Raw genomic sequence first — 12,055 nt, forward strand, 5'->3', positions numbered from 1 at the left:
AAGGCCCCCTCTTCCAAGCCCAAACGCTCAACCTGGTTGACCTGGCTGATGCGCATCGTATTGTGGGCTCTGGGGATCGCCGCGGCGGGCGCTGTTGCCGTGATCTGTGTGATCGCCGTTGCCCTGGCGGTCGCCTATCCGAACTTGCCCGACATATCCGAACTTTCGGATTACCGCCCTAAGTTGCCACTGCGTGTTTTTTCCTCCGAAGGCATCTTGATCGGTGAATTCGGCGAAGAGCGCCGCAATCTGACGCCCATCTCGACCATCCCGAAGGTGATGAAAGATGCCGTCCTGGCTGCCGAGGACACCCGCTTCTACGACCATGGTGGCGTCGACTACAAGGGCATGCTGCGCGCCGGCCTCGCGAACATGAATCGGGTCAAGAGCCAGGGGGCCTCGACCATCACGATGCAGGTGGCGCGGAATGTGTATCTAAGCTCCGAAAAAACACTGACCCGCAAGATCTATGAGGTTCTGCTGACCTTCAAGCTGGAGCATCTGCTCACCAAGGACCAGATCCTCGAGATCTATCTGAACCAGATTTACCTGGGCAATCGCGCTTACGGGTTTGCGGCGGCATCGGAGGCCTATTTCGGCAAGCCGTTGTCGGACATCACGATCGCGCAGGCGGCCATGCTGGCCGGATTGCCGAAGGCGCCCGGAGCCAACAACCCGGTCAACAACCCAGCACGCGCACGCGGGCGTCAGTTGTATGTGATCGACCGTATGCAGGAAGCCGGATTCATCACGGCCGACCAGGCGGCTGAAGCCAAGAAGGAAGAGCTGCACCTGCGGGACGCGGCGGACCCGACTCGCCTGCACGCCGAATACGTCGCCGAGACCGTGCGGCAGCTGATGTATGCGCAGTACGGCGACAGCACCTACACGCGCGGACTCAAGGTCTACACCACGCTTGTCGCTGCCGATCAGGCCGCGGCGTACCGGGCCCTGCGCAAGGGCATCATGGACTACGAGCGCCGCCAGATCTATCGCGGCCCCGAGAAGTTCGTCGACCTGCCCAACAACCCGAAGGAACTCGACGAAGCAGTTGATGACGCGCTGGCCGACCATCCGGACAACGGCGATGTGATGTCGGCGGTGGTGTTGAAGGCCAACACCAAGGAGATCACTGCGGTGCGCGGCAATGGCGACACCCTGCAGATCGTCGGCGACGGCCTCAAGCCTGCCCAATCTGGGCTGTCGGACAAGGCACCGCCCAACATCAAGATTCGCCGCGGCGCGGTGATCCGGGTCGCCAAGACACCGAAGGGCGCATGGGAAATCACCCAGCTCCCCGAGGTGGAAGGCGCCTTCGTCGCCATGGATCCGCGCGACGGCGCCGTGAAAGCCATGATCGGCGGCTTCGACTTCGACAAGAACAAGTTCAACCACGTCACGCAGGCATGGCGCCAGCCGGGATCCAGCTTCAAGCCGTTCATCTATTCGGCCGCGCTCGAAAAGGGCTTCACCCCCGGCACGGTGATCAACGACGCGCCCCTGTTCTTCGACGCGGGGACGACCGGTGGCCAGCCCTGGGAGCCGAAGAACTACGACGGCAATTTCGAGGGACCGATGTCCATGCGCCGCGCGCTGATGAAATCGAAGAACATGATTTCGATCCGGATCCTGCAGTCGATCGGCACGCGCTACGCACAGGACTGGATTACCAATTTCGGCTTCGAACGTGAAAAGCATCCGGCCTACCTGCCGATGGCACTGGGCGCAGGTTCCGTCACGCCGATGCAGATGGCGACCGCGTATTCGGTGTTCGCCAATGGCGGCTACCGCGTCAATCCTTACCTCGTAACTCGCGTGACCGACCACAAGGACAAGGTCCTGGTCGACAAGCAGCCGCCACTGCTCAACGAAACCCTGCGTGCGATCCCGCAACGCAACGCGTACATCATGGACAGCTTGCTGCAATCCGTGGCGAGCGGCGGCACCGCGGCCAAGGCACAGGCCACGCTCAAGCGCACCGACATCTACGGCAAGACCGGCACCACCAACGATTCGCTGGACGCCTGGTTCGCCGGATTCCAGCCGACCATGACGGCCGTGGCATGGATGGGCTACGACACGCCGCGCAAGCTCGGCGATCGCGAAACGGGCGGCGGCCTGAGCCTGCCGATCTGGATCACCTACATGGAGACGGCCATCAAGGGCGTTCCCGTGGCCGAGGTTCCCGCGCCTTCCGGCGTGGTCAACGTCGGCGGCGAGTGGTACTACGACGACTATGCACCGGGCCGCGGCGTCGCGGCGCTGGGCGTAGAGACCGGGCCGACGCCGCCGGCTGAGGCGATCTCGGGCGCCCCCATCGGCGCTGCGCCCGCGCCGGAAGAGCGCAACCGCATCCTCGATCTCTTCCGCAATTGATCGGTCAGGCAGCCGCGAACTCGAGCGCCTGGCCGGCTTGCAGCGTCGCTTCGCGCGACAGATTGCCGAAGAATTCCTCGTTCGTCTTGGTGTCGACCCAGGCACGGCCGTCGTGGCGGTAGTGATAACCGCCAGAACGAGCCGCCAGCCAGATTTCCTGCAACGGTTTTTGGAGATTGACGATCAACTGGCTGCCGTTGCCGAAGGTGATCGTGATCATGCCGCCCACACGCTGGTTGTCGATATCGACGTCGGTCTCGTCGTTGATGCGATCGCAGCTTCGCTCGATCGCCGCAAGCGCTGCTTCCGCGCGGTCCATGTACTCGGGGTCGGTCATTACAATTTCGCCATGTTGAATGTTCGCCAAATTCTAGTGAGCGCCGTAGGCCTCGCGCTCGTTGGGGTCGGCCTGACCGCCTGCGGCCAGAGAGGTGCGCTTTACCTCCCGACGGAAGCTGCCGCAAAAAACCGCGCGACGCTGCCGGAATTGCTGCTGCCAGGCTCATCTTCCGCACCGGACGCGGCGGCCAAGCCCGCAGAGGCCCCCGCGCCAGCCAGCGGCGCCCCGGCCAAGAAGGGGAATGTGGAATGAACACTCCCGCGCACCTCCCAGGCCACCCGCACGTCGCACGCAAGGACGGCGTCCTGCATGTCGAAGGCCAGGCGCTCTCCGCACTCGCTCGCGAGCACGGCACTCCCCTCTTCGTTTACTCCAGGCAATGGATGCTCGATGCCCTGGCCGCCTACCAGCGCGGGTTCGAGGGTCGCGACGCCATGGTTTGCTATGCGATCAAGGCGAACTCGTCGCTCGGTGTCCTGCGCGTCTTCGCCGAAGCCGGCTGCGGCTTCGACATCGTCTCCGGCGGTGAACTCGCGCGCGTGCTGGCAGCGGGCGCGAACCCGGCCATGGTGATCTTCTCCGGCGTCGGCAAGACGCGCGGCGAGATGCGCCAGGCCCTTGCAGCGGGCATCGGATGCTTCAACGTGGAAAGCGAAGCCGAAATCGACGTGCTCAACGAAGTTGCGCTCCAGGAAGGCCGCATCGCGTCGATCAGCGTGCGCATCAATCCCAACGTCGATCCTAAGACGCATCCCTACATCTCGACCGGCCTGAAGGGCAACAAGTTCGGCATTGCCCATGACCGCGCGGTCGCGATCTATCAGCACGCCGCGTCGCTGAAGGGCTTGAAGGTGGTCGGCATCGACTGCCACATCGGCTCGCAGATCACCGACGCCTCGCCCTATCTGGAGGCGCTGGAGCGCGTGCTCGACCTCGTCGAAGCCATCGAGAAGACGGGCATTGCGCTGCACCACCTGGACTTCGGGGGCGGACTCGGCATCGACTACAACGGCGACACGCCGCCCGCTGCCGATGCGCTCTGGCACCAGCTTCTTGCCCGCCTCGACGCGCGAGGCTTCGGCCAGCGCCGGTTGATCGTCGAACCCGGACGTTCGCTGGTCGGCAACGCGGGTGTGTGCGTGACCGAGGTGCTCTACACGAAGCCTGGCGAAGACAAGAACTTCTGCATCGTCGATGCGGGGATGAACGACCTGCCTCGACCGGCGATGTACCAGGCCTTTCACCAGATTGTCCCGGTGGCAGCGGAACGCGCCGACGCCCATGTCGTCACCTACGATGTCGTGGGCCCCGTTTGCGAAAGCGGTGACTGGATCGGCCGCGACCGCGCATTGAAGGTGCAATCGGGCGACCTCCTCGCGGTGCTTTCCGCAGGCGCCTATTGCATGGCGATGGCCAGCAACTACAACACTCGCGGGCGTGCGCCCGAAGTGTTGGTCAGCGGCGGACGCGCCACCCTGATTCGTCGCCGCGAGACCATCGACGACCAGTTGCTCAGCGAGCGGCTGGCCGACTGAGCGCGCCACTGGGTCGCGGCTTCTTGCTGGCGTAGTTCCATACACGCCACCCGAGGAGCACTGCGATGATCGTGGCGTAAACAAACACTTCGGAGAAGTTGTTCTTGCCGGCGCGCATCCAGAAGAAGTGCAACAGGCCGAGCCCGGCGATGACATACACCAGCTTGTGGAGCGTCTGCCACCGCTTGGCCCCCAACGCCTTGATGGCCCGGTTGAACGAGGTCGCGGCCAGCGGCGTAAGCAGCACAAAGGCAGAGAACCCCACCAGGATGAATGGTCGCTTGGCGATGTCCTTCGCGATCTCGGGTACGTCGAAACCCATGTCGAACCAGCTGTAGCTCAGCAGGTGCACGACGACATAGAAGTATGCGAACAAGCCCAGCATCCGCCGGAAGCGCGCCAGCGAATTCAACTTGGTGATCACCCGCAGCGGCGTGACAGTCAGCACGATGCAGATGAATCGAAGCGTCCAGTCGCCCATCGAGCGGATCAGGTGCTCCGCCGGATTGGCGCCCAGCCCGTTGGTGAGTGCACCGTAGAACAGCCACGCGAAGGGCAGCAGGCACAGCACGAACACCAGCGGCTTGGCCGCCGGATGCATCAGGAGCTTGTTCACGACAGGCCCGGCTCAGTAGAACTTCTTCAGGTCCATGCCCGCGTAGAGCTGGCCGACCTGCGCTTCGTAGCCGTTGAACATCTGCGTCTTGGTTCGCTTGGCGAACAGCCCGCCGCCATCGCCGATGCGGCGCTCGGTCGCCTGGCTCCAGCGCGGATGGTCCACGTTCGGGTTCACGTTGGAATAGAAGCCGTATTCCTGTGCCGCGGCCTTGTTCCAGGCGGTGCCGGGTTCCTTTTCAACGAAGCGGATCTTGACGATCGACTTGCCACTCTTGAAGCCGTACTTCCATGGCACCACGATGCGTACCGGCGCGCCGTTCTGGTTGGGCAGCACCTCGCCATACATGCCGAAGGTCAGCAGCGTGAGCGGATGCATCGCCTCGTCCATGCGCAGCCCCTCGGCATAGGGCCAGTCGAGGATGCGCGAACCGACGAAGGGCATGGTCTTGGGATCCGCGAGGGTGATGAACTCGACGTACTTGGCATTGCCCTGCGGCTCGACCTTCTTGATGAGCTCGGCCAGCGAATAGCCTACCCACGGAATGACCATTGACCAGCCTTCGACGCAGCGCAGCCGGTAGATGCGTTCTTCCTGTGCGCTGAGCTTGATCAGATCCTCGATGCCGTATTTGCCGGGCTTCTTGACGAGGCCTTCGACCTCGACGGTCCACGGCTTCGTCTTGAGCGTGCCGGCGTTCTTGACCGGGTCGCCCTTGTCGGTACCGAACTCGTAGTAGTTGTTGTAGCTGGTCACGTCCTTGTAGTCGCTGACCTTTTCCATGGTCTGTGCGCCAAGGACAGTCGACTTCACGCCCGGCAATGGCGCCAGCTTGCCCGGCGCCGCAACTTGCGCCAGTGCGTCGCGGGCCGCCCATGACGCCATGGCCGCACCGGCCGCGCCGCCGGCCAGCCACTTGAGCATGTCGCGCCGGCCTTCGTAGACGCCCCGCGGAGTGATCTCGCTCGAATGCGGGTGGATGAAGCCGTTGTCACGGGATTGAATCAACATGGTTGCCTTTCGCCACAATTGCTGTGCCCAGATGAGTTCGTTGCCAACGATGATCCGGTTACGCGAAGAACGCGCCTTTGGTTCACTGCATCCGGAAAATTCCGCGCGCCGACGCCTACAAGGTGCCGTAGCTGTGCAAGCCACTCAGGAACATGTTGACGCCGAGAAAGGCAAAGGTCGTCACCGCCAGCCCGCCCAGGGCCCACCACGCCGCCACGGTGCCGCGCAGCCCCTTCACCAGCCGCATGTGCAGCCAGGCCGCATAGTTGAGCCAGACAATCAGCGCCCAAGTCTCCTTGGGATCCCAGCTCCAGTAGCCACCCCATGCATCGGCCGCCCACAGGGCGCCAAGGACGGTGGCAATCGTGAAGAACGCGAAGCCGACCGTGATGGACTTGTACATCACGTCATCCAGCACTTCATTGGCCGGCAGGCGTGCTGCAATGCGCTTGCGGCCCAGCAGAATGCCTGCGGCGATCAGCGCCGATATTGCCGCGTAGCCCACCCAGTAGCTTCCGCCGGCCTCCTGCACCCGCTGGCGGAACGCCACCGGCACGAAACACAGCGCCACGCCCAGCAGCCAGATCGGCGTGAGCTTGTACCAGCGCGTCTCACTCGCCTGCTCCTTGATGAGATAGGCGAACGCGACCATCGCCGCCAACGAAAAAGTGCCGTAGCCGATGAAATTGGCCGGCACGTGCAGCTTCATCCACCAGCTCTGCAGCGCCGGCACCAGCGGCTGGATTTCGTGGGCTTCGCGCACCAGCGTGTACCAGAGCAGGAAACCGACCGCCGCGCTCACCACCAGCATCACGAACGCACCCAGCGCACGCGTACCGTAGCGAGATTCGAAATACAGATAGAAGGCCGCGGTCAGCCAGCAGAAAAGGACGAACACCTCGTAGAGGTTGCTGACCGGAATGTGGCCGATGTCCGGGCCGAGCTGATGGCTTTCGTACCAACGCACCATCGTGCCGATCAGCGCCATGGTGACGGCAGCCCACGCGAGGCGCGAGCCGATCAGGTCCATCGTATCGCCCTGCTTGCCGCCGAAGAAGCCGATCCAGTAGAACAGGGTGCTCATGAAGAAGAGCACGCTCATCCAGAGGATTGCGGACTGGCTCGACAGGAAGTACTTGAGCCAGAACACCGAGTCGGCGCGCGCCAGGTCGCCCTGATAGGAAAAGATGGCCAGCAGCGCCGCGCCGGCGACCACGATCGCCAGCACGCGCAGCGGCCGCCAGAACCAACCCAGCCAGATCGCCGCTGGAATGGCGGCCACGAGGATGGTCTTCTCGTAGTAGTCCATTGACCCGGCGTAGCGCGAGAACGCAAAAAATCCGCCCGCCGCCACCAGGACCGCGAAGATCCAGTCGAAGGCGTTGCGGCGCGAAAACCAGCTGTCGTTGAGCGTGAGGGTGGTGGTAGTCATGACGCCGTGTCTTTCCTGATGGCGAGCAGCTTTTCTTTCAGGTGCTCGAATTCACGATCGCTGTCCATGGTCTTGCGATTGACCGAAAAGGCCATGGTGGCCGCCGTGCCGCGCGGGTGGGCATCGTCCTTCGCCAGCCAGACCCACAGCCTGCGCTCGCGCACATACAGCATCGCAAAAATGCCGATGATCAGCAACAGGCACCCTAGGTAAACGATGTTCTTGCCAGGGGCTCGGGCGACCTGGAACACGCTGGCCTGCACCTGCTTGAAGTCCGTCATCATCAACGCCACCGGGGCAGGATAGAAATGGGCATCGCTGATGGCCAGCACTGCCTGGGTGAGGAAGGTCTGCGTCTTTTCGTCAGACGGCATCGCCGCGAGACCGGCCTTCTCGCGGCTCACGTTGAGCACCTCGAACAGCACGTCGTTGAGGATGCGCACCAGCACCGCCCCGGCGCGCTCCCGCTCGCCCTCGGGAATGTTGGCTTCCATGAATTCGGCGATGGCCTGCCAGCCGCCGGTGCTCACGGCATCGGTCTTGGCGCGCTCGGCGCCAGCGAACAGCGCCAGCGCGCGCGCGGCAGAGGAGCGAAGCTGGTTGGCGAGTTCAGGACGCTTCGGATCGGTCGCTCGCACGATGTAGCGGTCGATGGCCCGCGCACGTGCGTCGTCATCCGCCAGCGTCGCACGCATGCGCACGAAGGTCTCCATCGACCCCTGTTCGTCGGCCGGCACGCGCAGGTAGCGGAACGGCTCCTCTGGCCGTTCGCGCATGCCGAGCAGGAAGACTGGCTGTCCGTCGCCAGTGTCGACCGGAACCATGTAGTTTTGATACTCACGCGCCTGTCCGGCAGCATCGCGCAGCTTGTAGCCGACGCTAGGCCCGATGTTGCGCAGCACCTTCGGTTTGTTGGTCTTGTTCGCCGCACCCAGGCGCGATTCAAGACTGTTGTGCAAATCGACCTTACGCACGTCGGCGCCGCTCGTCATCGCGCCGCCGGCGCTCTCACCGAAGTTCTCGACGTTGATCACGCGCAGCGCGGTGTACTCCAGCGTAAGCCGGTCGGTGCCATTGGTGATTTCGGAGCTGCCACCGATCGTGCCTTCGACCTCGAAGGGCTTGGCCGCGGCAGCCATCGGCACGGCCTTCAGCTTCACGCTCGAGCCGCCGTCGTCGAAGCTCGACTGGTAGATCTCGATGCCCTTGTAGCTCGCCGGGTGATTCACCTCGATGCGCGCCGGGATCTGCTTGCCCGTTTCGCGATCGTGAAGCACCACCTCGCTCGCGAACAGCTTGGGCATGCCGGTGGAGTAGTAGTCGACGATGAATTTCTTCAGTTCGATGGAGAAAGGCAGATCCTGCAGCAGCACCCCATCCGACTGGTTGAGGATGGCGACGCTCGACTGCGCGCCCTCGGGCACCAGGATGTTGCCGCGGAAGGTCGGGTTGCGCGGCGAAAGGCGATGCTGGGGCGGCACATCGGCAATGAGGCCGCCGCCGGTGTAGACGCTCTTGCCGTTGAACCAGGTCTGCGCCCGCACGATCAAATCGCCGTCAAGCAGGCCTCCGATGCACACCAGCACGATCGCGCTGTGCGCGGCGATGTAGCCGAGCTTGTGCGCCCCGCCTGCGCGCGCCGCCACCATCCAGCCGTCGCCATCGCGGTGTTGGAGCTTGACCTTCCAGCCGCCGGTGGCCAGCAACTGGCCGATGCGATTGGCGGCCGTGTCCGGCGTCTCGTCGAGCACCGTCTCGGCCCGCTGGCCGAAGGCCCTGAGGCTCTGGACCCTGATGCCTTCCTTGTAGGTCTTCAGGTCCGACAGGATGCGCGGCGTGTTGCGGGCGATGCACAGCGACGTGCTGATCACGAGGAACGCAAGGATCAGCAGGAACCACCAGGCGCTGTAGATCGAATCGAGCTTCGCCGCGCGGAACACTTCGGCCCAGAAAGGCCCGAACTGGTTGATGTAGTTGTTGATGGGCTCGTGCTGCTTGAGCACGGTGCCGATGATCGATGCGATGCAGATGATCGTCAGCAACGCGATCGCGAAGCGCATCGACGACAACAGCTCCACCGCCGCGCGGACCACTTGGGGACCGCGACGGACTCGAAGGCCGTGGGTGGAAACTGACATGAGGAGCGAACCGTGGGAAGCAAAAAAGGCGGGCCATCCTTACTGGATCGGCCCGCCTTGTTTGGGGTTTGTTATCGGCGGTTAGTTCACGCTGAACCGCTGCAAATCAGCGCAGGCCGGCAATGTAGTCGGCCACAGCCTTGATTTCGCGGTCATTGAGCTTGGCGGCCACACCGTTCATCGGCGCCGAATTCAGGCGGATGTTGTCGCGGAACTGGACGAGTTGCGCCACCGTGTAATCGGCATGCTGACCGCCGAGGCGCGGGTATTGGGCCGGAATGCCGGCGCCGTCTGGACTGTGGCAGCCTGCGCAGGCCGGAATCTGGCGATCCGCAACGCCGCCGCGGAAGATGCGTTCACCCAGCGCGACCAGGTCTTTTTCCTTCGAATAACCGGTCTTGATCTTCTTGGAGCCTACGAACCACGCAATGTTGCGCATGTCTTCGTCCGACAGGGCCGCCGCCATCGGCTTCATGATCGCGCTCTTGCGCTTGCCGGACTTGAAGTCCTGAAGCTGCTTGAGGATGTATTCGGGATGCTGCTGCGCCAGCTTGGGATTTGCCGCAATGGCCGAATTGCCGTCGGCGTTGTGGCACGAGGCGCAGCTTTGGCTGTTGGCCGGCGTGGCATTGAAGATGGTCTCGCCCTTGGCCGGATCGGGTTTGGCCGCCTTGGGGGGCGCCTCGGCTGCCGGCTTGGCGGCATGCTCGTCGGCGGCGAAGCTGGCACTGGCGGCGACGCCCAACAGGGCTGCAAGCAGAAAATTGGCAAACAACTTCATATCGGGGGCTTAGATTTAGGGCGCAAAACCCGGCGATTCTACAATGGCGCCCCGTTCCGAAAGCTCATTGATGACCACCCCGCCGCGCAAGCCGGCCGCACCCTACTCCCGCACGGCTCCGGCCGTGGACGCCGCGGCCGCCGAACGCGCCCGCGTCGCCCGGGGCTGGCTGCACACCGCCCACTTCCTCACCAGCGCGCCCCAGTTGGAGCATTTGCCGCCTTTCGACCTGCCCGAGATCGCCTTCGTCGGCCGCTCAAACGCCGGTAAATCGACGGCGATCAACACGCTCACGCAACAGACGCGCCTGGCCTTCGCATCGAAGACGCCCGGCCGGACGCAGCACATCAACCTGTTTGGCGTCGGCAAGCAGAAGGTCGACGACGCGCTGCTGGCCGACCTTCCGGGCTACGGCTACGCGGCCGTGCCCCGTGAAGCCAAGCTGCGCTGGCAGCGCGTGATGGGCAACTACCTGATGACGCGCGAGAGCCTACGTGGCGTCGTGCTGATGTGTGATCCGCGCCACGGCCTCACCGAACTGGACGAGATCCTGCTGGATGTCATTCGCCCCAGGGTCGAGCAAGGGCTCAAGTTCCTGGTGCTGCTGACCAAGGCGGACAAGCTCACGCGTTCGGACGGCGCCAAGGCACTGTCGATTGCGCGACTGCAGGCCGGCGGCGGCGAGGTCAAACTGTTCTCGGCGCTGAAACAGCAGGGCGTGGACGAAGCGGCCGAATTGCTCTGGCGCTGGGTACACCCGGAGGGCGAGCAGCCCGCGGAGCCGCCAGCACAGGTCGACGAACAGGGCTGAGGGATCGGTAACGGCGGCTCCCCTCTCTGGCTGAATCCGAGACATCCAACCAAGAGCAAGAAGGAGACAACCCGTGATCGAGACTTTCGCCCGCAAGCTGCCCAACGGCACCACCCTCAGTTGCCGCGCGACCGGCACGCCGGGACGCCCGCTGATGGTGTTCCTGCACGGCTTTCCCGAGGCCGCCTTCATCTGGGACGCACTGCTCGATTACTTCGCGCAACCCGAGCACGGCGGATTCCGCTGCATCGCGCCCAACCTGCGCGGCTTCGAGAAATCGAGTTCGCCCACCGAGGTGTCCGCCTACCGCGCCCATCTGCTGGTGCAGGACGTCGCCGAACTCGCCGCGAGCGAAAACCCTGAAGGAAAGATCGAGGTCCTGGTCGCGCATGACTGGGGCGGCGCCTTCGGCTGGGGCTACGCCAACCAGCACGGCGAAAAGCTCGGCAGGCTGGTGATCATCAATTCGCCGCATCCGGGTACTTTCACGCGCGAATTGCTGAACAACCCGGCGCAGCAGGCCGCGAGCGCTTACATGAACTTTCTGGCCCGGCCCGATGCCGAAGCCCTGCTCTCGGCCGACGACTATCGACGCATGTGGCCCTTCTTCACGCTGATGAAGGCAGGTCCGGACGGCTTCGGCTGGCTCACCGAGGATGTGAAGAACCAGTACCGCGAGGTCTGGAACGCCGGCCTCACGGGCGCCTGCAACCTCTATCGCGTCACGCCGATGAAGCCGGCCGTGCCCGGCCAGCCGGCACCCCAGATCCCCACGCTGCCGCGCGAACGGCTCACGGTCGCCGCGCCGACCTTCGTGCTGTGGGCGCTCGACGATTCGGCCCTGTTGCCGGGCTTGCTCGAAGGGCTGGAAGACTACGTGCCGAAACTCGATCTCAAGAAGGTGCCGGGCGCGACGCACTGGCTGATCCATGAGCAGCCCCAGTTCGTCGCCAGCGAGATCGAAGCTTTCATACGGCGAGCCCAATAGGAGATCCGGCCGCCGCCGGGCCGCCCC

The 12,055-nt window shown here is 64.0% G+C and carries 11 protein-coding genes; 5 read left to right on the forward strand and 6 right to left on the reverse strand.

The window, feature by feature from the left end:
• The first annotated feature begins 48 nt into the window (after positions 1-48).
• Entirely contained in the window at positions 49-2,376 is a 2,328-nt protein-coding gene (locus tag QTI04_RS23195) for a penicillin-binding protein 1A (protein WP_286617700.1), read from the forward strand.
• A 4-nt stretch (positions 2,377-2,380) separates the two neighbouring features.
• Here the strand turns inward: QTI04_RS23195 and cyaY are convergent, their stop codons facing one another.
• A complete protein-coding gene (cyaY, locus tag QTI04_RS23200; RefSeq protein ID WP_286602217.1) occupies positions 2,381-2,713 on the reverse strand; it encodes an iron donor protein CyaY in 333 nt (110 codons plus the stop codon).
• Positions 2,714-2,725: 12 nt separating this feature from the next.
• Between cyaY and QTI04_RS23205 the strand changes: the two genes are divergently transcribed.
• Positions 2,726-2,968: a lipoprotein gene (locus QTI04_RS23205; RefSeq protein ID WP_286617701.1), complete on the forward strand. Its 243-nt coding sequence runs from the start codon at positions 2,726-2,728 to the stop codon at positions 2,966-2,968.
• Entirely contained in the window at positions 2,965-4,251 is a 1,287-nt protein-coding gene (gene lysA / locus QTI04_RS23210) for a diaminopimelate decarboxylase (RefSeq protein WP_286617702.1), read from the forward strand. Before QTI04_RS23205 ends, lysA begins: the two co-directional genes overlap by 4 nt.
• Here lysA and QTI04_RS23215 read toward each other — a convergent pair.
• The 5 genes from QTI04_RS23215 to QTI04_RS23235 form a co-directional block, all read right to left on the reverse strand.
• A complete protein-coding gene (locus tag QTI04_RS23215; protein WP_286617703.1) occupies positions 4,229-4,867 on the reverse strand; it encodes a sulfite oxidase heme-binding subunit YedZ in 639 nt (212 codons plus the stop codon). The two genes, lysA and QTI04_RS23215, sit on opposite strands and share 23 nt — an antisense overlap.
• A 12-nt stretch (positions 4,868-4,879) precedes the next feature.
• A complete protein-coding gene (gene msrP / locus QTI04_RS23220; RefSeq protein WP_286617704.1) occupies positions 4,880-5,878 on the reverse strand; it encodes a protein-methionine-sulfoxide reductase catalytic subunit MsrP in 999 nt (332 codons plus the stop codon).
• Positions 5,879-5,993: 115 nt separating this feature from the next.
• The gene (gene ccsB / locus QTI04_RS23225; protein ID WP_286617705.1) at positions 5,994-7,310 is read right to left on the reverse strand and encodes a c-type cytochrome biogenesis protein CcsB; all 1,317 of its coding nucleotides are present in this window, start codon (positions 7,308-7,310) and stop codon (positions 5,994-5,996) included.
• Positions 7,307-9,448 carry a cytochrome c biogenesis protein ResB gene (locus tag QTI04_RS23230; protein WP_286617706.1) on the reverse strand — a complete coding sequence of 714 codons (2,142 nt, stop codon included), beginning with the start codon at positions 9,446-9,448 and terminating at the stop codon, positions 7,307-7,309. The genes ccsB and QTI04_RS23230 overlap by 4 nt, the downstream gene beginning before the upstream one ends.
• A gap of 106 nt (positions 9,449-9,554) precedes the next feature.
• On the reverse strand, positions 9,555-10,229 hold the full coding sequence (locus QTI04_RS23235) for a cytochrome c (protein ID WP_286602227.1): 675 nt from the start codon (positions 10,227-10,229) through the stop codon (positions 9,555-9,557).
• Between the two features lie 70 nt (positions 10,230-10,299).
• Between QTI04_RS23235 and yihA the strand changes: the two genes are divergently transcribed.
• Positions 10,300-11,040, forward strand: a complete 741-nt coding sequence (gene yihA / locus QTI04_RS23240; RefSeq protein ID WP_286602228.1) for a ribosome biogenesis GTP-binding protein YihA/YsxC — start codon at positions 10,300-10,302, stop codon at positions 11,038-11,040.
• Positions 11,041-11,113: 73 nt separating this feature from the next.
• A complete protein-coding gene (locus tag QTI04_RS23245; protein WP_286617707.1) occupies positions 11,114-12,028 on the forward strand; it encodes an alpha/beta fold hydrolase in 915 nt (304 codons plus the stop codon).
• Positions 12,029-12,055 lie beyond the last annotated feature (27 nt).

The organism is Variovorax sp. J22R115, from assembly GCF_030317005.1.
Taxonomy (GTDB): domain Bacteria; phylum Pseudomonadota; class Gammaproteobacteria; order Burkholderiales; family Burkholderiaceae_C; genus Variovorax.